Source organism: Duganella sp. CF517, assembly GCF_900110275.1.
Classification (GTDB): domain Bacteria; phylum Pseudomonadota; class Gammaproteobacteria; order Burkholderiales; family Burkholderiaceae_D; genus Rugamonas.
This window is the reverse complement of record NZ_FODC01000001.1, coordinates 408,191-434,724: the sequence shown is the minus strand read 5'-3', so window position 1 is coordinate 434,724 and position 26,534 is coordinate 408,191. Positions and strand designations below refer to the sequence as shown.

General features: G+C 62.7%; 26 protein-coding genes and 2 tRNA genes. 17 read left to right on the top strand and 11 right to left on the bottom strand.

Features of this window, described 5'->3' with window-relative positions:
• Positions 1-14 precede the first annotated feature (14 nt).
• From BMX85_RS01740 to BMX85_RS01720, 5 genes are all read right to left on the bottom strand, one after another.
• Positions 15-440, bottom strand: a complete 426-nt coding sequence (locus BMX85_RS01740) for a hypothetical protein (protein ID WP_143067877.1) — start codon at positions 438-440, stop codon at positions 15-17.
• Between the two features lie 5 nt (positions 441-445).
• Positions 446-1,807, bottom strand: a complete 1,362-nt coding sequence (chrA, locus tag BMX85_RS01735; protein WP_373923103.1) for a chromate efflux transporter — start codon at positions 1,805-1,807, stop codon at positions 446-448.
• Positions 1,808-1,831: 24 nt separating this feature from the next.
• Positions 1,832-2,782 (bottom strand): hypothetical protein, encoded by a 951-nt coding sequence (locus BMX85_RS01730; RefSeq protein ID WP_090313965.1) that lies wholly within the window; start codon positions 2,780-2,782, stop codon positions 1,832-1,834.
• Positions 2,783-2,890: 108 nt separating this feature from the next.
• The gene (locus BMX85_RS01725; RefSeq protein WP_090313964.1) at positions 2,891-3,772 is read right to left on the bottom strand and encodes a flagellin N-terminal helical domain-containing protein; all 882 of its coding nucleotides are present in this window, start codon (positions 3,770-3,772) and stop codon (positions 2,891-2,893) included.
• 274 nt (positions 3,773-4,046) lie between these two features.
• A complete protein-coding gene (locus BMX85_RS01720; protein WP_090313963.1) occupies positions 4,047-5,675 on the bottom strand; it encodes an electron transfer flavoprotein-ubiquinone oxidoreductase in 1,629 nt (542 codons plus the stop codon).
• A 292-nt stretch (positions 5,676-5,967) separates the two neighbouring features.
• Between BMX85_RS01720 and BMX85_RS01715 the strand changes: the two genes are divergently transcribed.
• Positions 5,968-6,744, top strand: a complete 777-nt coding sequence (locus BMX85_RS01715) for an SDR family oxidoreductase (RefSeq protein WP_090313962.1) — start codon at positions 5,968-5,970, stop codon at positions 6,742-6,744.
• A 15-nt stretch (positions 6,745-6,759) separates the two neighbouring features.
• Here BMX85_RS01715 and BMX85_RS01710 read toward each other — a convergent pair whose 3' ends face one another.
• Entirely contained in the window at positions 6,760-7,320 is a 561-nt protein-coding gene (locus BMX85_RS01710; RefSeq protein ID WP_090313961.1) for a PAS and helix-turn-helix domain-containing protein, read from the bottom strand.
• Between the two features lie 176 nt (positions 7,321-7,496).
• On the opposite strand from BMX85_RS01710, the gene BMX85_RS01705 reads away from it, so the two are divergent.
• Together BMX85_RS01705 and BMX85_RS01700 are read left to right on the top strand one after the other, a co-directional pair.
• Positions 7,497-8,195 carry a CoA transferase subunit A gene (locus BMX85_RS01705; protein WP_090313960.1) on the top strand — a complete coding sequence of 233 codons (699 nt, stop codon included), beginning with the start codon at positions 7,497-7,499 and terminating at the stop codon, positions 8,193-8,195.
• Between the two features lie 19 nt (positions 8,196-8,214).
• Entirely contained in the window at positions 8,215-8,865 is a 651-nt protein-coding gene (locus BMX85_RS01700) for a CoA transferase subunit B (protein WP_090313959.1), read from the top strand.
• Positions 8,866-9,034: 169 nt separating this feature from the next.
• On the opposite strand, the gene BMX85_RS01695 is transcribed toward BMX85_RS01700, so the two are convergent.
• Together BMX85_RS01695 and BMX85_RS01690 are read right to left on the bottom strand one after the other, a co-directional pair.
• On the bottom strand, positions 9,035-10,378 hold the full coding sequence (locus BMX85_RS01695) for a dicarboxylate/amino acid:cation symporter (protein WP_229210238.1): 1,344 nt from the start codon (positions 10,376-10,378) through the stop codon (positions 9,035-9,037).
• 97 nt (positions 10,379-10,475) lie between these two features.
• The gene (locus BMX85_RS01690) at positions 10,476-11,270 is read right to left on the bottom strand and encodes a 3-hydroxybutyrate dehydrogenase (RefSeq protein ID WP_090313957.1); all 795 of its coding nucleotides are present in this window, start codon (positions 11,268-11,270) and stop codon (positions 10,476-10,478) included.
• 124 nt (positions 11,271-11,394) lie between these two features.
• On the opposite strand from BMX85_RS01690, the gene BMX85_RS01685 reads away from it, so the two are divergent.
• From BMX85_RS01685 to BMX85_RS01675, 3 genes are read left to right on the top strand one after another with little or no spacing between them, the layout of a single operon-like run.
• Positions 11,395-12,273: an alpha/beta fold hydrolase gene (locus BMX85_RS01685; protein ID WP_090313956.1), complete on the top strand. Its 879-nt coding sequence runs from the start codon at positions 11,395-11,397 to the stop codon at positions 12,271-12,273.
• A gap of 39 nt (positions 12,274-12,312) precedes the next feature.
• On the top strand, positions 12,313-12,663 hold the full coding sequence (locus BMX85_RS01680; protein ID WP_090313955.1) for a RidA family protein: 351 nt from the start codon (positions 12,313-12,315) through the stop codon (positions 12,661-12,663).
• A gap of 7 nt (positions 12,664-12,670) precedes the next feature.
• Positions 12,671-14,938 carry a RelA/SpoT family protein gene (locus tag BMX85_RS01675; RefSeq protein WP_090313954.1) on the top strand — a complete coding sequence of 756 codons (2,268 nt, stop codon included), beginning with the start codon at positions 12,671-12,673 and terminating at the stop codon, positions 14,936-14,938.
• 115 nt (positions 14,939-15,053) lie between these two features.
• Here BMX85_RS01675 and BMX85_RS01670 read toward each other — a convergent pair whose 3' ends face one another.
• From BMX85_RS01670 to BMX85_RS01660, 3 genes are read right to left on the bottom strand one after another with little or no spacing between them, the layout of a single operon-like run.
• Positions 15,054-15,593, bottom strand: coding sequence for a nuclear transport factor 2 family protein (locus BMX85_RS01670; RefSeq protein WP_090313953.1), 540 nt, complete (start codon positions 15,591-15,593; stop codon positions 15,054-15,056).
• Positions 15,590-16,231: a CatA-like O-acetyltransferase gene (locus BMX85_RS01665; protein WP_090313952.1), complete on the bottom strand. Its 642-nt coding sequence runs from the start codon at positions 16,229-16,231 to the stop codon at positions 15,590-15,592. Before BMX85_RS01665 ends, BMX85_RS01670 begins: the two co-directional genes overlap by 4 nt.
• Before the next feature lie 19 nt (positions 16,232-16,250).
• Complete coding sequence (locus BMX85_RS01660; RefSeq protein WP_090313951.1) at positions 16,251-17,216, bottom strand: cation diffusion facilitator family transporter; 966 nt, start codon at positions 17,214-17,216, stop codon at positions 16,251-16,253.
• A gap of 140 nt (positions 17,217-17,356) precedes the next feature.
• On the opposite strand from BMX85_RS01660, the gene BMX85_RS01655 reads away from it, so the two are divergent.
• The 11 genes from BMX85_RS01655 to BMX85_RS01605 all read left to right on the top strand — a co-directional run bounded on the left by BMX85_RS01655 (position 17,357) and on the right by BMX85_RS01605 (position 26,396).
• Positions 17,357-17,433: transfer RNA gene (locus tag BMX85_RS01655), tRNA-Val, on the top strand.
• A gap of 76 nt (positions 17,434-17,509) precedes the next feature.
• Positions 17,510-17,586, top strand: a tRNA-Val gene (locus tag BMX85_RS01650).
• A gap of 201 nt (positions 17,587-17,787) precedes the next feature.
• Positions 17,788-19,695, top strand: coding sequence for a threonine--tRNA ligase (gene thrS / locus BMX85_RS01645; RefSeq protein WP_090313950.1), 1,908 nt, complete (start codon positions 17,788-17,790; stop codon positions 19,693-19,695).
• 21 nt (positions 19,696-19,716) lie between these two features.
• Complete coding sequence (gene infC, locus BMX85_RS01640) at positions 19,717-20,256, top strand: translation initiation factor IF-3 (RefSeq protein ID WP_255372374.1); 540 nt, start codon at positions 19,717-19,719, stop codon at positions 20,254-20,256.
• Positions 20,257-20,468: 212 nt separating this feature from the next.
• Positions 20,469-20,666 carry a 50S ribosomal protein L35 gene (gene rpmI, locus BMX85_RS01635; protein WP_026636906.1) on the top strand — a complete coding sequence of 66 codons (198 nt, stop codon included), beginning with the start codon at positions 20,469-20,471 and terminating at the stop codon, positions 20,664-20,666.
• Between the two features lie 26 nt (positions 20,667-20,692).
• A complete protein-coding gene (rplT, locus tag BMX85_RS01630; RefSeq protein WP_090313948.1) occupies positions 20,693-21,052 on the top strand; it encodes a 50S ribosomal protein L20 in 360 nt (119 codons plus the stop codon).
• Between the two features lie 100 nt (positions 21,053-21,152).
• Positions 21,153-22,172: a phenylalanine--tRNA ligase subunit alpha gene (gene pheS / locus BMX85_RS01625; RefSeq protein ID WP_090313947.1), complete on the top strand. Its 1,020-nt coding sequence runs from the start codon at positions 21,153-21,155 to the stop codon at positions 22,170-22,172.
• Positions 22,173-22,257: 85 nt separating this feature from the next.
• Positions 22,258-24,684, top strand: a complete 2,427-nt coding sequence (gene pheT, locus BMX85_RS01620) for a phenylalanine--tRNA ligase subunit beta (RefSeq protein ID WP_090313946.1) — start codon at positions 22,258-22,260, stop codon at positions 24,682-24,684.
• 161 nt (positions 24,685-24,845) lie between these two features.
• Positions 24,846-25,193 carry an integration host factor subunit alpha gene (locus BMX85_RS01615; RefSeq protein ID WP_008449399.1) on the top strand — a complete coding sequence of 116 codons (348 nt, stop codon included), beginning with the start codon at positions 24,846-24,848 and terminating at the stop codon, positions 25,191-25,193.
• A 17-nt stretch (positions 25,194-25,210) separates the two neighbouring features.
• The gene (locus BMX85_RS01610; protein WP_090313945.1) at positions 25,211-25,618 is read left to right on the top strand and encodes a MerR family transcriptional regulator; all 408 of its coding nucleotides are present in this window, start codon (positions 25,211-25,213) and stop codon (positions 25,616-25,618) included.
• 145 nt (positions 25,619-25,763) lie between these two features.
• A complete protein-coding gene (locus tag BMX85_RS01605; protein ID WP_090313944.1) occupies positions 25,764-26,396 on the top strand; it encodes a response regulator in 633 nt (210 codons plus the stop codon).
• The last annotated feature ends 138 nt before the right edge of the window (positions 26,397-26,534 follow it).

Genomic DNA, 26,534 nt, shown 5'->3' with positions numbered 1-26,534 from the left:
ATGCGCGGCGCGGCTCAGGTGGCGCCGCACGCGTCCTTGCGGTAAAAATAGAAATTGCCCAGCGCGATGAACGGCGTCGCCGCGCCGACCTTGTAGGTCAGTTCGCGGCGCTGTTCGTTGTACGCCGCCAGCGCGCCGATCTTGCTGCGCAGCTGCACCTTGGCGATGTCGGACGGGAAGTCGGCGTTGCCGCCCAAGGTCACCGTCAGCATCCCGGTGGCGCCATCGTGCCGCCATTTGCCCGGCTGGTAGAACTGGAAGCCGCCCTTGAAGGCGAGCGTGCCGTCCGACTGCATCACCATGCAAATCGCCGGATAGTCGGCGGCCGGGCTCTCCCAGACCTGCACCGGCTTGGGCGCCGGTGTTCGCAGGGCGCAGCCGCCCAGCGCGGCCAGCAGCAACGCGGGATAGATGTAAGCGGGGTATAAGTAAGCTCTCATATTCCTCATTTGACGAAAAGCGTCCAGGCCAAGCCGGCCAGTCCGCAGGCTACCACGACCTGGATCACGCCGCGTTTGTAACGGAACAGCGCCACGCCGGCGGCCAGCCCGATCAGCGCGGACGGCCACTCGAAGGCGCCGCTCCACCCACGCGGCCACAAGGTGTGCCAGGCGAAGAACAGCGCCAGGTTGAGGATGACGCCGACCACGGCGGCGGTGATGCCGGTCAGCGGCGCGGTGAACTTCAGGTTGCCGTGCGTCGATTCGATGAACGGCCCGCCCAGCAGGATGAACAGGAACGACGGCAGGAAGGTGAACCAGGTGACCACCGCCGCCGCCACCGCGCCCGACAGCAACAGCGCGTCGCCGCCGAAGATGGCGCTGTTCCAGCCGCCGGCGAAACCCACATACGACACCACCATGATCAACGGTCCCGGCGTGGTCTCGCCCAGCGCCAGGCCGTCGATCATCTGCGCCGCGCCGAGCCATTGATAGTGCTCGACCGCGCCCTGGAACACGTAGGGCAGCACCGCGTAGGCGCCGCCAAAGGTCAGCAGCGCGGCCTTGGTGAAGAACCAGGCCATGCGGGTGAGCACGCCGTCGGCGCCGAACAGCGCCAGCAGCGCCCCCATGCCGGCCAGCCACAGGCCCAGGTGCGCCAGCAGCACGGTGCGGAAGCGCCGCCAGCTGAATTGCGCGTGGGCCGGAGTCGGCGTGTGGTCGTCGATCAGCGCCGGGCCTGCCGGCGCGGCGGCCGTGCCGTGGCCGCCCGCGCCGCGGAAGCGTTGCGGGGCGTAGCGTCCGCCCAGGTAGCCGGCCAGGCCGGCGGCCAGCACGATCAGCGGGAACGGGACCGCCAGCACGAAGATGGCCAGGAAGGCGGCCGCGGCGATCGCCCACAGCCAGCCGTTTTTCAGGGTGCGCGAACCGACCCGCCAGGCCGCGTGCAGCACCAGCGCGGTGACCGCCGGCTTGATGCCGTAGAGCAGTCCGGACACCGCCGGCGTGTGGCCGTACGCCATCGCCATCCACGACAGCCCGATCAGGATGAGCAGCGACGGCAGCACGAACAGCACGCCGGCGGCGATGCCGCCGCGGGTGCGGTGCATCAGCCAGCCGATGTAGATCGCCAGCTGCTGCGCCTCGGGACCCGGCAGCACCATGCAATAGTTGAGCGCGTGCAGGAAGCGCCGCTCCGAGATCCAGCGGCGCCGCTCGACCAGCTCCTGGTGCATGATGGCGATCTGGCCGGCCGGTCCGCCGAAGCTGATGAAGCCGAGCTTGAGCCAATACAAAAAAGCGGCGCCGAAGCCGACCGCTTCCGGCGCCGCCCGGGCGGGGTGGTGGGCCATGTCTGTTGCGCTCATGCGCGCCAGTTTATCACGCTGCCATTACGCGGTTTCCGCGAGAACGTCGTCCGGCGGCAGCGGTTGCGACAGCATGACCGCCATCTCGGCCATGGCCTTGAACACGGCCGCCGTCAGCGCCGCCGTGTGCGCCCGGGTGGGGTAGGGGTGGTCGGTGCTGGTCGGCGGCAGTTCGCGCCGGAGGCGGCAGCGCAGGATCGTCAGGCCGCAGCGCCCGACCATCGCCGCCAGCTTGGGCAGGATTTCGCGCATGTGCTGCATGGCCGAGGTGTGGGCCGCGCCCACTTCCATGAACACGCCGTTGCCGCCCGCCGGTTCCATCTGGATGACCACGCGGCCCAGGCCGGGCAGCATCAGTTCGAGCCGCAGCGCCACGCGCGCGCGCTTGCGGCGCTGGGGCAAGGGCTCGTCGTCGTCGTTGACGACCACGCGCAGCACCAGCCGTTCCGCCCCCCAGGCGAACACGGCGAAACGCCACGGCTCCATTTCGGTCACCAGCGGCAGGCCGGGACGGCCCTCGCGCAGCGCCGACGGGGTGTGGTCGGCCATGAACAGGCTCGACGGGACGTGATGGCCGGCGGCCTGTTCCAGCCAGGCGGCGCGCTGCTCGCCGTACGCGCGCACCATGGTTTGCCACGAGCCGGCCATCATGGCCGTGTCGGGCGGCTGCCACACCAGTTGGCGCGACATGAAGACCTGGTTGGGCCGCATCGCCGACGGCTCGGCCGCGTTGGGCAGGTCGGCCAGCGCGGCGGCCAGCGCCTCGAGCCCGGACTGCGGCAGCGGCTGGGCGTCGGGACCGTCGAACGGCATGCCGACGCCGCCCGGCGCGGCCGGCGCCAGCGGCGTGACCGGATAGGGGGCGTTGCTGTCGCGCGCGTCGATCGGCCCGCGCACGGACGGCCCCGGCTGTCCGGACTGCCGGTCTGGGATGCTCAAGGGGCGCGGAGTGGCGCCGACGCGGTCTACGGCCATCAGGCTCGCTCTTTAATGTTCGGGTTCGATACGATGAAAAAAAAGCCAACCGAAAACTCCGGTTGGCTCCTTGTCTTCCGTCCCGCGAGCGGAACGGAGAGGCTACGATTATTGCAGCAAGGACATAACCAGGGACGACGTGCTGTTCGACTGCTTCAGCATCGCGGTACCGGCTTGCAGCAGCATCTGGCTGGAAGTCATGTTCGACGATTCGGTCGCGAAGTCGGTGTCCATGATACGGCCAGTTGCGGCTTTGGTGTTAGTGGAAACGTTGGCCAGATTGTTATTGACGTGTTCCAGACGGTTCGAAACGGCACCCAGCGACGAACGGACGGTCGAGACGGAGTCGATGGCGGTGGCCAGCGTGTCGATGATGGTGTTGGCCGATGCGGCGGTGCCGAACTCGGTGCCAGGACCGGCAGGGGCGGTGCCGGTGGCGGCGAACAGGGCGGTCGAAGCGCCGACGGCGGTGTGCATGGCTTGCAGGTCAACGCTGATATCGACGTCCATTTTCTCGGCGGTCGAGGTGCCGATCTGGAACGAGATCGCGGCGTTGAACTTGGAGTCGGCCTTGGTGCCGATCAGCGAATTGCCGCCGAAACCGGTGTTGCCGATGATGTTGGTCAGTTCTTTGCCCAGTGCATCGTATTCCGACTGCATCGCGGTACGGTCGGCGGTGGTCGACGAACCGTCGGCTGCCTGGGTGGCCAGATCCTTCATACGCACCAGGATGTTGGTGGTCTCGTCGAGCGCGCCTTCCGCGGTTTGCATCATCGAGATCGAGTTCTGGGTGTTACGCATCGCCACGGCCATGCCGCTGGTCTGGTATTTCAGACGGGTTGCGATTTGCAGGCCGGCAGCGTCGTCCATTGCCGAGTTGACACGGAAACCGGTGCTCAGATTGGTCTGCGAAGTCGACAGCGACGACTGGGTACGGGAGATCGAGTTTTGTGCCGACAGGGCAGCGGCGTTGGTGTGAAGGCTCAGCATGGAAATACTCCTGGTAGGTGGATTCAGTTCGGAGCGTCGGTATTTTGCGCTCTCCCAAGTACAAGACGACCGTACCCTGAAGGACATTAAATGCTTTGTGGAAATTTCTTAAAAAAAATATGTAACAGTGGCCGTGTCCAGGGCGCCAGGCCGCTTTGCGCGATTTTTCACTGGTTAATTATCCGCCGTTTGCCGCCGGCGGACCTGGCAAAGCGCGGCGCGCATAAAAAAACAGCACGGTCAAAAGACCGTGCTGTGTCGCTATTGTTGGTGTTTACATATTCGGATAGTTCGGCCCGCCGCCGCCCTCCGGCGTCACCCAGACGATGTTCTGGGTCGGGTCCTTGATATCGCAGGTTTTACAGTGGACGCAGTTCTGCGCATTGATCTGCAGGCGGTCGGCGCCGGCGTCGGTCTTGACGAACTCGTACACACCGGCCGGACAGTAGCGCGCCTCCGGCCCGGCGTACTGGGCCAGGTTGACGTCGACCGGCACGCTCGGATTCTTCAAGGTCAGGTGGATCGGCTGGTCTTCGGCGTGGTTGGTGTTGGAGATGAACACCGACGACAGGCGGTCGAAGGTCAGCTTGCCGTCCGGCTTGGGGTAGACGATCGGCTGGAACTGCGAGGCCGGCTTCAGGCACTCGTGGTCGGCGTGCGTATGGTGCAAGGTCCACGGCGCCTTGCCACGGAAGACGATCTGGTCGATGCCCGTCATCAGCGAGCCCAGCACGAGGCCCTTGTTAAGCCATGGCTTGACGTTGCGCGCCACGTGCAGCTCCTCGTGCAGCCACGATTTCTCGAACGCGGCCGGGAAGGCGGCCAGCTCGTCGTGCTGGCGGCCGGCGCCCAGCGCCTCGAACGCGGCCTCGGCCGCCAGCATGCCGGTCTTGATGGCCGCGTGGCTGCCCTTGATGCGGCTCATATTGAGGAAGCCGGCGTCGCAACCGATCAGCGCGCCGCCCGGGAACACCAGTTTCGGCAACGATTGCAAGCCCCCCGCGGTGATCGCGCGGGCGCCGTAGGAGATGCGCTTGGCGCCCTCGAAGAACGGCTTGATGGCCGGATGGGTCTTGTAACGCTGGAATTCCTCGTACGGCGACAGGTAGGGGTTCTCGTAGTTCAGGCCGACCACATAGCCGACCACGACCTGGTTGTTCTCCATGTGGTACAGGAACGAGCCGCCGTAGGTCTTGGTGTCCAGCGGCCAGCCGGTGGTGTGGACCACCAGGCCGGGCTGGTGCTTGGCCGGGTCGATCTCCCACAGTTCCTTGATGCCGATGCCGTACGATTGCGGGTCCTTGCCCTTGTTCAGGTCGTACTTGGCCATCAGCTGCTTGCCCAGATGGCCGCGCGAGCCTTCGGCGAACAGCGTGTATTTGCCGTGCAGCTCCATGCCCAGCTGGAAGTCCGAGCCGGCCTCGCCGTCGCGCTTGACGCCCATGTTGCCGGTGGCGACGCCTTTGACATGGCCGTCTTCGCCGTAAAGAATTTCGGCGGCGGGGAAGCCGGGGAAGATCTCGACGCCCAGCGCCTCGGCCTGCTGGCCCAGCCAGCGCACCACATTGCCCAGCGAGATGACGTAGTTGCCGTGGTTTTCAAAGCAGGCCGGCAGCGCGAAGGCCGGGGTCTTGAAGGACTTCGTTTCGGTCAGGAACAGCACGCGGTCTTCGGTGACGGCGGTGTTGAGCGGCGCGCCTTTTTCCTTCCAGTCCGGGATCAGTTCGGTGAGCGCCTTCGGGTCCATGACGGCGCCCGATAGGATGTGCGCGCCCAGTTCGCCGCCTTTTTCCAGCACGACGACCGAGACTTCCTGGCCCTTGTCGGCCGCCAGCTGCTTGATGCGGATCGCCGCCGACAAGCCGGCGGGGCCGCCGCCGACGATGACGACGTCGTACTCCATCGCGTCGCGCGGGCCGTACTGTTCTACGAGATTTTGAGGCTGTGTCATGGTCTTTTTATAGTGGTTATGATGTATTTAAAAGAGGGACGGCTACGTGATGGGAAAATTTTAGCACGAGTGTGCTTCTTTTTCCGTCCGAATGCAACTTTGGCGCCATTTTGAGGGACATTATTAGACACCGCAATCTAATACTGGCGATTTGTGTAATGATTACGTTTCGACAGCCGGGGCGTACACCTGGGGTTGGACCCGGCCGTCAGGAATTCGTCACCAATAAATCTAGGAGTAGCTCGTGGGCATAGAAGTCAACTTTGAGGGAAAAATCGCGCTGATCACCGGCGCCTCCAGCGGCCTGGGCGCCCGCTTCGCCAAAGTGCTGGCCCAGGCCGGCGCCCAGGTGGTGCTGGCCTCGCGCCGCACCGAGCGGCTCAAGGAGCTGCGCGCCGAGATCGAGGCCGACGGCGGCGCCGCGCACGTGGTCAGCCTGGATGTGACCGATTTCGCCAGCATCAAGTCGGCCATCGCCCACGCCGAGACGGAGGCCGGTCCGATCGATATCCTGGTCAACAATTCCGGCGTGTCGACCACGCAGCGGCTGGTCGACGTCACGCCCGAGGACTACGCCTTCGTCATGGACACGAATTTGCGCGGCGCCTTTTTTGTCGCGCAGCAGACCGCCAAGCGCATGATCGCGCGCGCCAAGGGCGACCCGAGCAAGAAGCACCGCATCATCAACATCGCCTCGGTGGCCGGCCTGCGCGTGCTGCCGCAGATCGGCGTCTATTGCATGAGCAAGGCCGGCGTGGTGCAGATGACCAAGGCGATGGCGGTGGAGTGGGGCAAGTACGGCATCAACACCAACGCCATTTGCCCGGGCTACATCTCGACCGAGATCAACGAGGACTACTTCGCCAGCGAGCAGGGGCAAAAGCTGATCAACATGCTGCCGCGCAAGCGTCCCGGCACGCCGGAGGATTTGGATGGCTTGCTGTTGCTGCTGGCGGGCGAGGATTCGAACTTCATCAACGGCGCGATCATCTCGGCCGACGATGGCATGACGGCGATGTAAAAATGCGCGTATCCGCTAAAGCTGTATGCCCACCAGCTTGTGCACCAACTCGGAGGACGTCGAGGCCGAGAATTTGCGCATCAGTTTGGCGCGGTGCATTTCCACCGTGCGCGGGCTGAGGTCGATCTGGCGGGCGATGCTTTTGCTGGTCTTGCCTTCGACCAGCAGCGCGGCGATCTCGCGCTCGCGCGGGGTCAGCTCGGCGGTGACGGGGCGCTTTTCGCTGACGTCCTCGAACGTCCAGATGCCGGGCCCGAGCGGCTCCTGGGCCTTCATCGAATGGCCGGTGACGTGGCACCAGAACAGTTCGCCACTGGCGCGGCGCATGATGCGCTCGTCAGAGTAGCGGCCCTTGGCGTTCATGATCGGAATGATGCGGTCGCCGGTGCGCAGGAACTCGTCCATCGTCGGATACAGCGCGAGGAAGGACAGGCCTTCGAGCTGGGCGCGGGTGTAGCCGAACATCGACGCCAGCGCGTCGTTGCAGCGCTGGATGACGCGACTTTCCGAGATGCACATGCCGACCGGCGCGTGCAGGAAAATGGATTCGTAGTCGATGACAGGGGCGGCGTTCATTGTGAAAGTGGCAGGTAGTTCTACGGTATTGTGCTTTTAGAGAGCGTATTCTATGCTGAGACGCCGCGCGAGTAGCGCAGTTAACAACGTTATCAACTGATTTAGCAACAAAGCACGAACAATCGACTTCGACAAATAAGACCAGCACCACTTAAATACAAGAGTTAAGGGACAACATGAACAAAATCTATCCGGATGCCGCCGCAGCGTTGGCGGGCGTCGTTCAAAACGGTCAGACGATCGCCGTGGGCGGCTTCGGTCTGTGCGGCATACCCGAAGCGCTGATCGGCGCGTTGCGCGATTCCGGCGTGACCGGCTTGACCGCCATCTCCAACAACGCCGGCGTCGACGGCTTCGGCCTGGGCCAGCTGCTTGAGACGCGCCAGATCAAGAAGATGATCGCATCCTACGTCGGCGAAAACAAGGAATTCGCGCGCCAGTACCTGGCCGGCGAGTTGGAACTGGAATTCACCCCGCAGGGCACGTTGGCCGAGAAACTGCGCGCCGGCGGCGCCGGCATTCCCGCCTTCTTCACCAAGACCGGCGTCGGCACCATCGTCGCCGACGGCAAGGAAATCCGCGAATTCGACGGCGAACAATATGTGATGGAGCGCAGCCTGGTGGCCGACGTGGCGCTGGTCAAGGCCTGGAAGGCCGACAAGGCCGGCAACCTGGTGTTCCGCAAGACGGCGCGCAACTTCAATCCGAACGCGGCGATGGCCGGCAAGGTCACCATCGTCGAAGTCGAGCACCTGGTCGAGATCGGCGAGATCGATCCGGACGCGGTGCACCTGCCGAGCATTTTCGTGCACCGCATCGTCGTCAACGCGACGCCGGAAAAACGCATCGAGCAGCGCACCGTGCGCGCCAACTAAGAACATCGGAGACACTATCATGGCATGGACACGAGACGAAATGGCCGCGCGCGCGGCGAAGGAATTGCAGGACGGTTTTTACGTCAACCTGGGCATCGGCTTGCCGACCCTGGTGGCGAACTATGTGCCGCCCGGTATCGAGGTGTATTTGCAGTCGGAAAACGGCCTGCTGGGCATCGGCCCGTTCCCGACCGAGGATGAGATCGACGCGGACCTGATCAACGCCGGCAAGCAGACCGTGACGGCGCTGCCGGGCGCCGCCTACTTCAGCTCGGCCGATTCGTTCGGCATGATCCGGGGCGGCAAGATCAACCTGGCGATCCTGGGTGCGATGCAGGTGTCGGAGCAGGGCGACCTGGCCAACTGGATGATTCCCGGCAAAATGGTCAAGGGCATGGGCGGCGCGATGGACCTGGTGGCCGGCGTCAAGCGGGTGGTGGTGCTGATGGAGCACGTCGCCACCGCCAAGGACGGCACGACGTCGCACAAGCTGCTGAAAAAATGCGACCTGCCGCTGACCGGCGTGGGCGTGGTCGACTTGGTCGTCACCGATCTGGGCGTCATGGAAGTGACCGAGACCGGCTTGAAGGTCACCGAGCTGGCGCCCGGCGTGAGCCGGGAACAGATCCAGGCCGCGACCGGCGTCGAGTTGGACATGTCGGCGCTTTGATGTTTTCCAGGGCCGTATGACAAATGGCACGCCTCGGCGTGCTATTTTTTTGACGGCATCACGGCGGATGACCGCCGCGCGTAATCCACCCCAAGAAAAGCGGAAAGCGCCGTCGAAAAAAAAGCCCCGGGCATCGCTGCGCGGGGCTTGGTTGCGACCGGATGACGGCTTAGTGCGCTGGCACGATGATCGCCGGTTTCACTTCGGTGTCGGCGGCAACCACGGTCGAACCGGGATTGTTCAGTTCCGCGTTCATCTTGGCGACATCGAGTTCGTTTTCCCATTTCGACACCACCACCGTCGCCACGCCGTTGCCGACGAAGTTGGTCAGCGCGCGGCATTCGCTCATGAAGCGGTCGATGCCCAGGATCAGCGCCATGCCGGCCACCGGAATCGTCGGCACCACGGCCAAGGTCGCGGCCAAGGTGATGAAGCCGGCGCCGGTGATGCCGGAGGCGCCCTTGGAGGTCAGCATCGCCACGCCCAGGATGGTCAGCTCTTGCATCAGGGTCAGCTCGGTGTTGGTTGCCTGGGCAACGAACAGCGCGGCCATCGTCATGTAGATGTTGGTGCCGTCCAGGTTGAACGAGTAGCCGGTCGGAACCACCAGGCCGACCACCGGTTTGGCGCAGCCGAGGCGCTCCAGCTTGGTCATCAGCGAAGGCAGCGCGCTTTCCGACGAGCTGGTGCCCAGCACGATCAGCAGTTCTTCCTTGATGTACTTGATGAACTTGAAGATCGAGAAGCCGGTGTAGCGGGCGATCAGGCCCAGCACGACGAACACGAACAGGCCGCAGGTCAGGTAGAACGAACCCATCAGTTTTGCCAGCGGAATCAGCGAGGCCAGGCCGTATTTGCCGATGGTGAAGGCCATGGCGCCGAACGCGCCGATCGGGGCGACCTTCATGATGATGTTGACGACGCCGAAGATGGCGTGCGAGAGCTCGTCGATCAGCTTGGTGATCGGACGGCCGCGCTCACCGAGCAGCGACAGCGAGAAGCCGAACAGGATCGCGATCAGCAGCACTTGCAGGATGTCGCCCTTGGCGAACGCGTCCACGAAGGTCTTCGGGATGATGTTCATCAGGAAGTCGGTGGTGGTCAAGCCTTCGGCGTGCGTGTATTGCGCGATCGACTTGGCGTCCAGGTGGGCCGGATCGGCGTTGAAGCCGGCGCCCGGTTTGAGCACGTTGGCCACGACCAGGCCGATGGCCAGGGCGAAGGTGGAGACCACTTCGAAATAGATCAGCGCTTTGCCGCCGACGCGGCCGATTTTCTTGACGTCTTGCATGCCGGCAATACCGGAGACCACCGTGCAGAAGATCACCGGGGCGATGATCATCTTGATCAGCTTGATGAAGCCGTCGCCCAGGGGTTTCATGGCGACCGCGTCGGCAGGCAGGAAGATGCCGAGCAGGATGCCGCAGGCGATGGCGAACAGCACCTGGACATATAGAACTTTATAGAATGGCTTTTTCACGGGGTCTCCTCGCGTTTCGTTTGAGGAGTCCATGATGTCCCAACCGGAGAGTTATCACCATTGTGGAAACCCGCAAATCACTGGCTGTGATAACTCTCCCATATGAGGGATAACACGTAGCGGGTGTGATTTATTGCGCGACCCAGCCGCCGTCCATGTTCCACGCCACGCCGCGCACCTGCTTGGCCGCGTCGCCGCACAGGAACACCGCCAGCGCGCCGAGCTCCTCCGGCGTGACGAATTCGCCCGACGGTTGCTTGTCGGCCAGCAAAGCCTTCTTCGCCTCGTCGTTGCTGATGCCATCCTTGGCGGCGCGGGCGTCGACCTGCTTTTGCACCAGCGGCGTGAGCACGAAGCCGGGGCAGATGGCGTTGACGGTGACGCCGGTGCTGGCCGTCTCGAGCGCGCCGGCCTTGGTCAGGCCGATCAGGCCGTGCTTGGCCGCGACATAGGCCGACTTGCCGGCCGACGCCACCAGGCCGTGGGTCGAGGCCAGGTTGATGATGCGGCCCCAGTTGTTGGCGCGCATGCGCGGCAGCACCAGGCGCGACGTGTGGAACGCCGACGTCAAGTTGATGGCGATGATGGCGTCCCATTTCTCGACCGGGAAATCCTCGATGTTGGCCACGTGCTGGATGCCGGCGTTGTTGACCAGCACGTCGACGCCGCCGAACTTGTCGCCGGCGAAGGCGATCATGCTTTCGATCTCGGCCGGCTTGGACATGTCGGCGTTGTGATAGGCGACCTGGACGCCGAATTCCTTGGCCAGGTCCTGCTGCAGTTTGTCGATCTCGGCGGCGTCGCCGAAGCCGTTCAGCAGCACGTTGGCGCCCTCGGCCGCCAGGGTGCGCGCGATGCCCAATCCGATGCCGGACGTGGAGCCGGTGACCAATGCTGTTTTACCGCTCAAAGTCTTGTTTGTCATGGTGTCCTCTGCGGGGTTGGAGATAAAAGGCTGGCTGCGCTACACTTCGGTAGGATTTTAAGCGCAACGCCCGGTAAAATGGTATTTCAGAACATCATTACATAAAAACCATCAAGGAAGCCGCATGCTCGAAGCAAAAATAAAGTCTGTTCAGTGTCTGTCGTTGGCTGGCTTGCACCGGATGGCATATAAGGAATGGGGCGACGCGGGCAACCCGAACGTGCTGGTCTGCGTGCACGGCGTGACGCGCGTGTCCGACGATTTCGACAGCATGGCGCGCGCGCTGGCGGCCGACTACCGCGTGATCTGCCCGGACGTGGTCGGCCGCGGCCGCTCCGACTGGCTCCGGAATCCGCAGCTGTACCGCATCCCCCAGTATGTCAGCGACATGGTGACGTTGCTGGCACGGGTATTGGACCAGGGGCCGGCGCAAAAGGTCGACTGGTTCGGCACTTCGATGGGCGGCCTGATCGGCCTGGGCCTGGCCTCGCTGCAGGACAACCCGATCCGCAAGCTGGTGCTCAACGACATCGGCCCGGTGCTGGCGCCGGCGGCGCTGCAGCGCATCGGCGACTACATCGGCCAGGATCTGCGCTTCGACACGTTCGACGACGGCGCCCGGTTCGTGCGCGACGTCTCGGCGTCGTTCGGCCAGCACAGCGACCAGGAATGGCACAAGCTGGCCACCGATGTCTTGCGCCAGGATAAGGACGGCAAGTGGGTGCGCCATTACGATATGGCGCTGTCGTTGCCGTTCCGCTCGGCGACCCCCGAGTCCGCCGGCATGGACGAGGCGATGCTGTGGGCCGCCTACGACGCCATCGCCTGCCCGACCCTGCTGGTGCGCGGCGCCGATTCCGATCTGCTCACGCGCGAGACGGCGGCCCTGATGGCGCAGCGCGGTCCGAAGGCGACCCTGGTGGAAATCCCGCACGTCGGCCACGCGCCGACCTTTATCCACGACGATCAGATCGCGATCGCGCGCAAATTCCTGCTTGGCTGATAGGCCCGGCGTACCAAATCAAGTTAAAGAAGAAAAAGTATGGAAATCAAACGACTGCATGTAGGCAAACGATTGTCCGAAGTGGCAATTCACAACGGCACCGTCTATCTGGCGGGCCAGATCGCCGAAGAAACCAGTCTCGATATCAAGGGGCAAACCCGCGAAGTGCTCGGTCACGTCGACCGCCTGCTGGCCGAATCGGGCAGCGACAAAACCTGCATCCTGAGCTGCCAGATCTACATCGCCGACATGGCCGATTTCGAGGGCATGAACGAAGAGTACGACGCCTGGGTGCCGAGCGGCCACACGCCGCCGCGCGCCACCGTGGAAGCCAAGCTGGCCAATCCGGAAGTCCTGGTCGAGATCGTCATCGTCGCCGCGCAGCGTTAGGAACATCATGGTTTCAATCACCGCGCTTACCAGCGCCACGTCGGACCAACTGGTGCAGGGGCTCACGCCCGACGACAGCGCGCGCATGCTGTCGGCGCTCGACTTCGCCAGCACCGCGTATGGCGACCTGGTCAGCACCAGCGGCCAGTCCGCGCTGGAGTTCTCGATCGGCGTGGCCGGCACCTTGTCGTTCATGCGCACCGACGTCGAGACCCGCATCGCCGGGCTGATGTTCGAGCTGACCTTGCTCGACACCGCGCAGGCGGCGGTGATCGAACCGCGCTTCGGCCAGGAAGTCGGCGACCTGGTGGCCGGCGTGCGCCAGCTGATACGCCTGCGCGAATTGACGCAGGCGCCTGGCGGCCACGGCGGCGTGTCGCCGGTGCCGGTGGGCCGCGGGCGCAACGCCGCGCAGATGGCGGTGGCGCAGGTCGAAACCCTGCGCAAGATGCTGCTGGCGATGGCGTCCGACATGCGCGTGGTGCTGGTGCGGCTGGCCTCGTGCGTGACGACCTTGCGCTACTTTGCCGACATCAAACTGTTCAACGACATGACGTGCGCCTACGGCCGCGAAACCCTCGATTTGTACGCGCCGCTGGCCAACCGTCTGGGAATCTGGCAACTGAAGTGGGAGCTGGAGGATTTGTCGTTCCGCTTCATCGAGCCGGAGGCGTACAAGCGCATCGCCAAGATGCTCGAAGAAAAGCGCATGATGCGCGAAGGCTTCGTCACCAGCGCCATCGCGCGCTTGCAATCGGAAATGGCGGCCGCCGGCATCCAGGCCGAGGTGTTCGGCCGGCCCAAGCACATCTACTCCATCTGGAGCAAGATGAAGGGCAAGGAGCTCGACTTCACCGACCTGTACGACGTGCGCGCCTTCCGCGTGATCGTCGCCGACGTCAAGACCTGCTACACGGTGCTCGGCGTGGTGCACAACATCTGGACGCCGATCCCCAAGGAATTCGACGACTACATTTCGCGTCCGAAGCCGAACGGCTACCAGTCGCTGCACACGGTGGTGACGGCCGAGGACGGCCGCCCGCTGGAAGTGCAGATCCGCACGCAAGAGATGCACAGCTTCGCCGAATACGGCGTGGCGGCGCACTGGCGCTACAAGGAGGAGGGCGGCTCCAACTTCGCCGGGCAAAAGTACGACGAAAAGATCGCCTGGCTGCGCCAGCTGCTGGCATGGAAAACCGACGTCGCCGACGCCGTCGTCGGGCAGGAGGAGCAGCAGCGCGAATGGGTCGAGAAGCTCAAGTCGGCCGCGCTGGACGACCGCATCTTCGTGCTGACGCCGCAGGCGCGGGTGCTGGAGTTGCCGGTCGGCGCCACGCCGGTCGACTTCGCGTACCACCTGCACAGCGATGTGGGCCACCGCTGCCGTGGCGCCCGCGTCGACGGCGTCATGGTGCCGCTGAACACCCCGCTGAAAAACGGCCAGACCTGCGAGATCATCACCGCCAAGGGCGCGCCCGGCACGGCCGGGCCGTCGCGCGACTGGCTCAGCGACGAATACACGGTCGCCACCCGCACGCGCTCGAAGATCCGCGCCTGGTTCCACGCCATCGACATGCAGGAAACCTTGTCGCACGGGCGCGCGATGGTGGAAAAATCGCTGCAGCGCGAAGGCAAGACGGCGGTCAACCTGGAAGCGCTGGCCAACAAGCTCGGCTTCGCCAAGGTCGACGACCTGTTCCTGGCGGTGGGCAAGGATGAATTCAGCCTGCGCCATGTCGAGCACGCGCTGCACGACACCGGCGAGCCGGTCGAGCAGGAAGACGCGGTGGTGCTGGGCAAGAGCAAGGCGTCGAGCGTCGACCAGGGCGCCAAGTCGGGCGTGCTGGTGGTCGGCACGGACGGCTTGATGACGCAGCTGGCCAAGTGCTGCAAGCCGGCGCCGCCGGACGGCATCGTCGGTTTCGTCACGCGCGGCAAGGGGGTCTCGATCCACCGCGCCACGTGCAAGAACTTCGCCGAAATGCGCGCCAAGGCGCCGGAGCGGGTGATCGTCACCGAATGGGGGCGTGCGGTATCTGACACGGTCTACCCGGTCGACATCTTCATCCTGGCGGGCGACCGCCAAGGCCTGCTGCGGGACATCTCGGAGATCTTCTCGCGCGAAAAGATCAACGTCGTCGGCGTCAACACGCAAAGCGCCAAAGGCTACGCGCGCATGACCTTCACGGCCGAGATCGGCGCCACCGCGCAACTGCAAAAAGCGCTCAACGCCATCGCCGAGGTCACCGGCGTGCAAGAAGCCCGCCGCGCCTAAAACCCCGGGGTCAAGTCTGGCAATCGGACACGGACGCAGCCGTAAAACCCCGGGGTCACGTAAAACCCCGGGGTCAAGTCTGACAATCGGACACGGACGCAGCGGTGCCAGCGCGTTACTGCTGGCTTCGTGTCCGAATGTCAGACTTGACCCCCGCACCGGTGACCCCCGCGCCGGGGAGCTGGGTTTGCGGGATGCGCGACGCGTGCGACGAGACCAGCAGCCAAGCGGCGCCATCCCATTGCCATACGCGCGTGACGCGTTGGCGCTCGGTCCACGGCGCGCCGTCGCCGGTTGCGGATTGCGTGCTGACGTTGTTGATGATGGCTATGTCGCCGTAGAACCGGGTGCTCGATTCCTCGTTGAGGATGGCGTTGCTCAACCCGGGACGGGCGGCCAGAGACATCAGATAGTCGAGCTTGCGCTGAACCGTGCCGTCCGCGTTGATCAGCATGAAGTCCTCCGCCATCAGCTGGCCCAGCTGCTCGGTACGCGCTTGCTGGCGCAAGGTGTTCCAGGCATCGTCGACCACCGCCAGCGATTCCCGCTGCGCCTCGGCCGCCGCCACCGGCAGCGGCAATCCCATTGCCATCGCCAGCCATGCGGCAGACAGGCCGCGGCGCATCGACCCCGCGCCGTGAACCCCGGCCGTCATGCCCGGATAATCCCGGCCACGCGCGCGGCGATGGTTTCGGCCAGCAAATGGATGTGGTAGCCGTCGACAAAGCCATGGTGCGCCTGCACCGAGAACGGTACCGTCATCTTGCCGTTGTCGGCGTCGCCGAACCTGCCCCAGGCCAGCGAGGGAATGTCGTAGCCGCCGTGCCGGTAGATCGGGTGCTCGATCGACGTCAGCTTGAACCACGGCATGCAGGTGATGTGGACGTTGTTCTTTTGCTCGCGCTCGGACTGCTCCTTGGCGGAGTTGATCATCCCGGCGCTGCCCTCGGCGACGGCCTTCGCTTCCAGGCTGCGGGCGACGAACTCCCGCAAGTCCGTCGACATCGCGAAACAGGCGAAGTTGAGATTCTTGTCCTTGTTGAGCACGGTGTACGACGCCCAGAACTCGTCGATCTTGATGACTTCACCGTCGTTGATGCGGTACATGAAGTTGTCGATTTCCTTGACCGAATTGAGTATGCAGTACAGGAAGAAGTGGAACGGCGGCAGTCTATGCTCCTTGCACCAGGGCCGGAAGTCCGGCACGGACATCTCGAAGCTGACGTTGACGAGCGGCTTTTCAAACGCGGCGAAGAGATTGTAGCGGTCGCGGCGCTTTTCAAAATTGTGCATGGTGTTCCAGGGACTGTTGTTAAAGGGATGCCTGCGGCGCGACCTCGGCCTGCAAGGTGATGTGGTCGATGCCGTGCTTGTCGAGCAGCATGGCCTTGATCGCGTGCAGGATGTCCGGCCAGCGCTCGAGGTCGACGATCTCGACGTGGCCGATCAGCGCCGGCTCGCCCGGCGACATGTCCCACACGTGCAGGTCGTGCACCGAGCACACGCCGGCGATCTGCTCCAGGTCGGCGCCTACCTTCAGATAGTCGATCGGCTCGGGCACGCCGCCCATCAGGAAGTGGTAGGACTCGCGCAGCACGTCGACGGTCGATTTTAAAATCAGCAGCGCGACAAAGATCGACAGCAGCGGGTCGATCATCATCCAGCCGGTGTAATAGATGACGGCGCCGGCGACCAGCGCGGCCACCGATCCCAGCAAGTCGCCCATGACGTTGACCAGCGCGGCGCGCGTGTTCATGTTGCTGTCGCCCCGCGACAACATATAGGCGAGCACGATATTGATGGCGAGGCCGATGCCGGCGACGACGAACACCGTGGCGCCGTGCACCTGCTCAGGATGCGCGAAGCGTTGCGCCGCCTCGAACACGATCCAGCCGACCAATACCAGCAAGACCAGGCTGTTGACGAACGCGGCCAGCGCCTCGGCGCGGCCGAAGCCGAACGAGTGGCGCGCCGACGGCGGCCGCTTGGCGATCAACTGCGCCAGCAACGCCAGCCCCAGCGCGGCGGCGTCGGTGACCATGTGGCCGGCGTCGGAAATCAGCGCCAGCGAGTTGGACATGAAGCCTGTAACGACCTCGACCACGGCGAAGCCCAGCGTCAACGCCAGCGACCACGCCAGCACCGACTGGCTGCGCTGCACAGTGAAGTGCGCGTGCTTGGCGTCGCCGTCGCGGTGCTCGTGCAGGTGGGCGGAAGGCGAGGGCGGCGGCGGGGTGGACTGCGCCGCGCTAGCATTGATGCGGGTTTCAGCTTGCATGGGTTCTATCGGTGATGGCAATAAACCACAGTTTAAAGGATGCCGCCCGGCGCGTCTTGCGCTGTCATGGTGCGCTTTGTAAATGTTTCCTATGAATACCCTTGTTTTTCTCCGAATCGCTCTCTATAATGCTGGTCTTCGGGCGGTTAGTTCAGCTGGTTAGAATACTTGGTCGACATCCAAGGGGTCGCAGATTCGAATTCTGCACCGCCCACCAGATTACGTAGTACGGTAGTAAATGCGAGCAGTAAGGCGCAGTAAAAAGCGGTAAAATAGCAGCACAGTAGTACAACGGGCGGTTAGTTCAGCTGGTTAGAATACTTGGTCGACATCCAAGGGGTCGCAGATTCGAATTCTGCACCGCCCACCAGAACATATGTAAGAGCGAGAAAGGCAATCCGGTTATGACACCGCGAACTACTACCAAGCTTTGGGAGTGACGCTAGTCGATCGGGATTCTTTTTGCTCAAAAAAAGAGAAAACGCGGCTAGCCCGCGTTTTTTTTTCGTCCGCGTTTTTATTATCAAATTCCGCTGTAACTACACCGGCCTCGCGCCAACAGGAGATCACTATGCTTTCAGTCCGCCTTCCAGATGGTTCTGCCCGTGAATTCGACGGCCCAGTCACCGTGGCTCAAGTGGCGACCAGCATTGCCACCAGCCTGGGCAAGGCCGCGCTGGCCGGCAAGGTCGATGGCAAAGTGGTGGATACCTCTTTCCTGATCGAGAAGGATGCCGATCTGGCCATCATCACCGACAAAGACCCGGAAGGCCTCGATGTGATCCGTCACTCGACTGCCCACTTGCTGGCCTACGCCGTCAAGGAACTGTTCCCGGACGCGCAGGTGACCATCGGCCCGGTCATCGAAAACGGTTTCTACTACGACTTCTCGTACAAGCGTCCGTTCACCCCGGACGACCTGGTCGCGATCGAAAAGAAAATGACCGAGCTGGCCAAGAAGGACGAGCCGGTCACCCGCAAGGTGCTGCCGCGCGACGAGGCCGTCGCCTACTTCAAGTCGATCGGCGAAGACTATAAGGCCGAAATCATCTCGTCGATTCCGGCCGACCAGGACGTGTCGCTGTACTCGGAAGGCAAGTTCACCGACTTGTGCCGCGGCCCGCACGTGCCGTCGACCGGCAAGATCAAAGTGTTCAAGCTGATGAAGCTGGCCGGCGCCTACTGGCGCGGCGACAGCAAGAACGAAATGCTGCAGCGGGTCTACGGCACCGCCTGGACCAAGAAGGAAGACCAGGAACAGTACCTGTTCCAGCTGGAGGAGGCGGAAAAGCGCGACCACCGCAAGCTGGGCAAGCAACTGGACTTCTTCCATTTCCAGGACGAAGCGCCGGGCCTGGTGTTCTGGCATCCGAAGGGCTGGACCATCTGGCAACAGGTCGAGCAGTACATGCGCAACAAGTACCAGGTCAACGGCTACCAGGAAGTCAAGGCGCCGCAGATCCTGGACTCCAGCCTGTGGGGCAAGACCGGCCACTGGGATAACTACCGCGAAAACATGTTCGTGACGGAATCGGAAAACCGTTCGTACGCGCTCAAGCCGATGAACTGCCCGGGCCACGTGCAGATCTTCAACAGCAACATGCGCAGCTACCGCGACCTGCCGCTGCGCTACGGCGAGTTCGGCCAGTGCCACCGCAACGAGCCGTCCGGCGCGCTGCACGGCATCATGCGGGTGCGCGGATTCACCCAGGACGACGGCCACATTTTCTGCACCGAAGAGCAGATCGAGCCGGAAGTGGTGTCGTTCCACACGCAGGCGATGGAAGTCTACAAGGACTTCGATTTCCACAACATCGACGTCAAGCTGGCGCTGCGTCCGGACAACCGCATCGGCACCGACGAAGTCTGGGACGAGGCCGAGGACGCGCTGCGCTCCGGCCTGCGCGCCTGCGGCGTGACCTGGACCGAGTTGCCGGGCGAGGGCGCGTTTTATGGTCCGAAGATCGAATACCACCTGAAGGATTCGCTGGGCCGCCCATGGCAGGTCGGCACGATGCAGGTCGACTTCTTCATGCCGGAGCGTTTGGGCGCCGAATATGTCGCCGCCGACAACACCCGCCAGGTGCCGGTCATGCTGCACCGGGCGATCGTCGGCTCGATGGAGCGCTTCATCGGCATCCTGATCGAGAACTACGCCGGCGCGCTGCCGACCTGGCTTGCTCCGGTGCAAGTATCGGTGCTGAACATCTCCGACGCGCAGGCCGAATATGTGGGCCAGGTCACGGAAAAGCTGCGCCGCAGCGGGTTCCGCGTGCAGAGCGATTTGCGCAACGAGAAAATAACCTATAAAATACGTGAACATTCCGTCCAAAAACTGCCTTACATCCTTGTAATCGGCGATAAAGAGCGGGATGCCAACACCGTGGCCGTGCGGGCACGGGGCAATGTCGATCTGGGCGTCATGTCCGTCGATGCCCTGATCGAGCGACTCCAGCAAGACGTCGCCAATAAAGCCTGATCGCACTGGCCTTACCATTAGATTTTAAAAGGAATCACCATAGCTACTGACAAGTCGCATCGCATCAACGGCGAAATCACTGCCCCTGAAATGCGTTTAAGTGGGGTCGAGAACGAGCCGCTCGGTATCGTCACTTTGGCCGAAGCCTTCCGCCTGGCGGAAGAGGCCAATGTCGACCTGGTCGAGATCGCGCCAACGGCGGTACCGCCGGTTTGCCGTTTGATGGACTACGGCAAATTCAAGTATTCGGAGCAGAAAAAGGCTCACGAAGCTAAATTGAAACAGAAAATCATCGCCGTGAAGGAAGTCAAATTCCGTCCGGGTACCGATGATGGTGACTACAATATCAAGCTGCGTAACCTCATCAAGTTCCTTGATGAAGGCGACAAGACCAAGATCACGCTGCGTTTCCGCGGTCGTGAAATGGCGCACCAGGATATTGGCTTCCGCATGCTGGAACGTCTGAAAGCCGATCTGGAGCCGTACGGCCAGGTCGAGCAGTTCCCGAAGATGGAAGGCCGCCAGATGATCATGGTGCTGTCTCCTAAGAAAAAGAAGTAAATCCGTCGCGTATGGATCGACCAGGGGCGCTTTCGGGCGCCCCTGGTAATTTGTGGTGCAGATTTGCCGCAAGTGGTCTATAATTGCCGGCTGTTGTAATGTAGTGGACTCGCATCCGCTGCAAAAACAAGTGAAAGCAGGCATCTAAGTGTGACGTCGTGTCACCACCTGCAATCCTGTTTGATATGGAGCTACCCCAAGGGTAGATTGCTATGCCAAAAATGAAAACCAAAAGCTCCGCGAAGAAACGTTTTCGCGTGCGTCCAGGTGGTACCGTCAAGAGTGGTCACGCGTTCAAGCGCCACATTCTGACCAAGAAAACCACCAAGTCGAAGCGCCAATTGCGCGGTATCACGAATGTCGATGCGGCTGACGTGAAATCCGTCCTGCGCATGATGCCATCCGCTTAATCTCACACTCAATTTAAGGAGTTACTATGCCTAGAGTAAAACGTGGGGTTACAGCTCGTGCCCGTCATAAAAAAGTCTTAAACCTGGCCAAAGGTTACCGTGGTCGTCGCAGCAAGGTTTACCGTGTTGCCAAGCAAGCAGTCATGCGCGCTGGCCAATACGCTTACCGCGACCGTCGTAACAAGAAGCGCGTCTTCCGCCGCCTGTGGATCGCCCGTATCAACGCCGCTTCCCGTGAGCATGGCGTGACGTACAGCGTGTTCATGAACGGTCTGAAAAAAGCTTCGATCGAACTGGACCGTAAGGTTCTGGCCGATATGGCAGTGATGGACAAGCCGGCCTTCGCCGCGATTGTCAACGCTGTGAAAGCAAAAATCGCTGCGTAAGCATTGATTGTTGATCGCTGGCCCCTTACCGGGCCGGTGGTGGGAACGGGGCAAAGGTCTAGACCTGTGCCCCGTTTTTGATTGAGGATAAGAAAAACGCATGGACTCCCTGGAACAACTCGTCGCCTCAGCAGTGCAGGATTTCACGGCCGCGCAAGATGACGCCGCCGCGCTGGAAAATGCCAAAGCCAAATATCTGGGCAAGACCGGCCAGATCACCGAATTGATGAAGGGTCTGGGCAAGCTCGACCCCGAGGCACGCAAGGCGCAGGGCGCCCTGATCAACGCGGCCAAGGGTCAAATTGAAGCGGCCTTGACGGCCCGGCGCGACGCGCTGGCCGACGCCCAGATGCAAACCCGTTTGAACGCCGAGGCCATCGATGTCTCGCTGCCTGGCCGCGGACGCGCCGGCGGCGGCCTGCACCCGGTGATGCGCACCTGGGAACGTGTGGAGGAAATCTTCCGCTCGATCGGTTTCGACGTGGCCGACGGCCCCGAGATCGAAAACGACTGGACCAACTTTACCGCCTTGAACAGCCCGGAGAACCATCCGGCCCGTTCGATGCAGGACACTTTCTACATCGAAGGCAACGACAGCGAAGGCAAGCCGCTGCTGCTGCGCACGCACACCAGCCCGATGCAGGTGCGCTACGCGCGCAGCCACACGCCGCCGATCAAGGTGATCGCGCCGGGCCGCACCTACCGCGTCGACAGCGACGCCACGCACTCGCCGATGTTCCACCAGGTCGAGGGCCTGTGGATCGCCGAAAACATCAGCTTCGCCGACCTCAAGGGCGTGTACCTGAACTTCGTCAAGGCCTTCTTCGAGACCGACGACTTGCAGGTGCGTTTCCGTCCGTCGTATTTCCCGTTCACCGAACCGTCGGCCGAGATCGATATCGCCTTCGGCTCCGGACCGCTGAAGGGCCGCTGGCTGGAAATTTCCGGCTCGGGCCAGGTGCATCCGTCGGTGGTGCGCAACTTCGGCCTGGACCCGGAAAAGTACATCGGCTTCGCGTTCGGCTCCGGCCTCGAGCGCCTGACGATGCTGCGTTACGGCGTCAGCGACCTGCGCCTGTTCTACGAAGGCGACCTGCGCTTCCTGAAGCAGTTTAACTAACGGGTTCAGCTCACGAATCATACGGGCGGTCGAGCGCGGCCGGCAAGGCAAGCGCTCCCGCTGGACACTCTTTGAAGGCTTGATTATGCAATTCTCCGAAAACTGGCTCCGTACCATGGTCGATCCGAAGATGACTTCGGACGAACTGGCCCACCTGCTGACGATGTCCGGCCTGGAAGTGGAAGAAGTCGAACCGGTCGCGCCGCCGTTCTCGAACGTCGTCGTCGGCCTGGTGCGCGACATGGCCAAGCATCCGAACGCGGACCGCCTCAACGTGTGCCAGGTCGACGTCGGCACCGGCACCTTGCTCAACATTGTCTGCGGCGCGCCGAACGTGCGTCCCGGCCTGAAGGTCGTGTGCGCGATGGCCGGCGCCGTGCTGCCGCCGGGCGCCGACGGCAAGCCGTTCGAGATCAAGGTCGGCCAGCTGCGCGGCGTCGAATCGCAGGGCATGCTGTGCTCGGCCAAGGAGCTGAAATTGTCGGAAGAGGGCGGCGGCCTGCTGGAGCTGCCGGACGACGCGCCGGTCGGCAAGAATTTCCGCGACTACTACGCGCTAAACGACCTCAAGTTCACCATCAAGCTGACCCCGAACAAGGCGGACTGCCTGTCGGTGCTGGGCGTGGCGCGCGAAGTATCGGCGCTGACCGGCGTGGCGCTGCACGCGCCGCAGTTCCGCAACGCCGTCGTCAACAGTGACGAAGTGCTGCCGGTGAAAATCTCGGCGCCGGACCTGTGCGGCCGTTTCTCCGGCCGCGTGATCCGCAACCTGAACGCCAAGGCCGCCACGCCGGACTGGATGAAGCAGCGCCTCGAGCGCAGCGGCCAGCGCTCGGTGTCGGCGCTGGTGGACATTTCCAACTACGTCATGCTGGAACTGGGCCGTCCGAGCCACGTGTTCGACCTGGCCAAGATCCACGGCGGCCTCGACGTCCGCTGGGGCAAGGCCGGCGAAACCCTGAAGCTGTTGAACGGTAACACCGTCAGCGTCGACGAATGGGTCGGCGTGATCGCCGACGACCAGGAAATCGAATCGCTGGCCGGCATCATGGGCGGCGACGCCACCGCCGTCTCGCTGGAAACCGAATCGATCTACCTGGAAGCGGCGTTCTGGTGGCCGAACGCCATCCAGGGCCGCGCCCGCAAGTACAACTTCTCGACCGACGCGGCGCACCGCTTCGAGCGCGGCGTCGACTACGCGACCACGGTCGAGCACCTTGAGCGCATCACCTCGCTGCTGATCGAAATCTGCGGCACGGCGGCGACCCAGGTCGGCCCGGTCGACGACCAGATCGTCAACATCCCGCAGCGCGCACCGGTCAAAATGCGCACCGCCCGTGCGCAGAAGGTCATCGGCGTGGCGCTCGACGACAACACCGTGGCCGACATCTTCACCCGCCTGGCGCTGCCGTTCACCCTGGAAGACGGCGTGTTCGCGGTGACCGCGCCGAGCTACCGCTTCGACATCGAAATCGAGGAAGACCTGATCGAGGAAGTCGCGCGCGTGTACGGCTTCGAGAACATCCCGACGGTGGCCCCGGTGGCCGCCAACACGATGATCATCGCGCCGGAAAACACCCGTTCGCTGTTCGCCGTGCGCCACCAGCTGGCCGACCTGGGCTTCCAGGAAGTGGTCAACATGAGCTTTGTGGACGCGGCGTGGGAGCAGGACTTCGGCGGCAACACCAATCCGATCAAGCTGCAAAACCCGATCGCCAGCCAGATGAGCGTGATGCGCTCGACCCTGGTCGGCAGCCTGGTCGCCAACGTGCGCTACAACCTCAACCGCAAGACCAACCGCGTGCGCGTGTTCGAAGTCGGCGCCATCTACCAGCGCGACGACGGCGTGCCGGACGGTCCGCTGACGGTGGCCGGCTACCAGCAGCCGAAGCGCGTCGCCGCGATCGCCTACGGCACCGTGGCGGACGAACAGTGGGGCCAGGACAGCCGCGCGGTCGACTTCTTCGACCTGAAGGCGGACCTTGAGCACCTGTTCGCGCCGTTGCAACTGCGTTTCGTCAAGGCCGAACATCCGGCGCTGCATCCGGGCCGCTCGGCGCAGGTGCTGCTCGATGGTAAGGTGATCGGCTTCATCGGCGAGCTGCATCCGCGCTGGATGCAGAAGTACGAGCTGCCGCAGGCACCGGTCGTGTTCGAGGTGGATGCGGTTGCCTTGCAGCAACGATCCGTGCCAGAATACGCCGAGATCTCCAAGTTCCCCGGCGCCACGCGCGATCTGGCTGTGGTCGTCAAGCAAGACGTTCCCGCGCAGGATTTGTTGGACGCATTTAATGCTGCCGTGCAAGCAAGTCCGCAAGGAAAGATCGTGCAAGCCATTGTTTTGTTTGATGAATATCGTGGAAAAGGTTTGGAGCAGGACGAAAAATCGCTTGCTTTCCGCTTTAGCTTGCAAGATACTCAAAACACGCTGCAGGACGATGTTGTCGAGGCCGTCATGGCCGCGGCAGGCGATGCGGCCAAGCAAAAGCACGGCGCCCGCTTGCGCACGTGAGCGGCCGCCAGGGCCATCGATTTTGTTTTTTTTGATCGTTCGGGAGTCCGGCACAGGCCGGACTCATTCGTTCTTTGATAAGGCAGGGCAGGAAAATTAATAACAACGACGTTGATTCCGCCGTACTCCAATCCGCATTGGCTGCCGATTTGCATCGGGCCATGCAGGTCGCCAAGGTACGCCAGGATGCGGAAAAAGATTTGCCCACGCTGACCAAGGCGGAGCTGGCCGAACTGCTGTTCGAACAGGTTGGCTTGAACAAGCGCGAGGCCAAGGACATGGTGGAAACCTTCTTCGACGAGATCCGCAACGCGCTCGAGCGTGGCGAAGCCGTCAAGCTGTCCGGGTTCGGCAACTTCCAGCTGCGCGACAAGCCGCAGCGTCCCGGCCGCAATCCCAAGACCGGCGAGGAAATCCCGATCACGGCGCGCCGCGTCGTGACCTTCCATGCGAGCCAAAAACTCAAGGGCATGGTCGAGGAGACCAATCCGATGGCGCGTGCGGCCTGAGTGGGAGCTGATTAGTGATGAACGATCGCCTCGCCAAGTCCGAACTGGTCGTGCTGCCGCCGATACCTGCCAAGCGCTACTTCACCATCGGTGAGGTCAGCGAGCTGTGCGGCGTCAAGCCGCACGTGCTGCGTTACTGGGAGCAGGAATTTACCCAGCTCAAACCCGTCAAACGACGCGGCAACCGCCGTTATTACCAGCACCACGAGGTGCTGCTGATACGCCGCATCCGCGAGCTGTTGTACGAGCAGGGCTTCACCATCAGCGGCGCGCGCAATAAACTCGACAGCCGTGCCGTCGATGGCGCGGCGGCGGAGTATGATGGCGGTTTCGGCGAAGAGGCGAAAGCCGTTCCCGCTCCATTGGACCGCGAAATGATACGCAGCGAACTGCTTTCCATCCTGAGTCTGCTCCAGCAAGACTAGTGCGCGCACTGCTGCACAAGGCGTGGCAAGAAGCTAATTCCTGATATACTTTCAATATTATTCATTTATCAGCGACGCTGATATACACGGTGGCGTGAAGTCCGGCGTGCCCGAGGGCGCGAGCCGGACAAGACGAGGGGAAACAATGATACGCGTTGCCATTTGTGACGACCATCAGATAGTAAGAGCAGGATTTAAACAGATTTTTTCGGCGTCGGACGACTTCGACGTGGTCGCGGAAGCCGGCACCGGGCGTGAAGCGCTCGATATCGCTCGCCGTGAGATTTGCGACGTGCTGCTGCTCGATATCGCCATGCCGGATCAAAGCGGCATCGATACCTTGCGCACGATCCGCCAGGGGCAGCCCGATCTGCCGGTGCTGATCCTGTCCGGATATCCGGCGCAGCAGTACGCGCTGAATTTGTTCAAAATGGGCGCCAACGGCTATTTGAACAAAGAGTGCGAGGCCGACGAGCTGATCACCGCCGTGCGCACCGTGTACCAGGGGCGGCGCTATGTCAGCTCGACCGTCGGCGAACTGCTGGCGCAAAGCTTCGACCGCGATCCCAATACGGCGTTGCACACCGAGTTGTCCGACCGCGAGTTCCAGGTGTTCCTGCGGCTGGCGCGCGGCGCGACGGTGTCCGATATCGGTGTGGCGTTGTCATTGAGCATCAAGACCGTCAGCACCTACCGCACCCGCATCATGGAAAAGATGGGGATGCAGTCGAACAGCGATTTAACATATTACGCAATGAAAAATAACTTGCTTGATTGAAATTAAGCAAGCCGCTCTCGTCCTGAGACCTATTGCTTAATGGATACAGTTGCGCACTCTTCGGGTGCGCAGCTGCTGCATCTATTTCCCTAACGGACTATAATTAGCCAGCTGGCGTGTTGCCTGACTGACTTAACC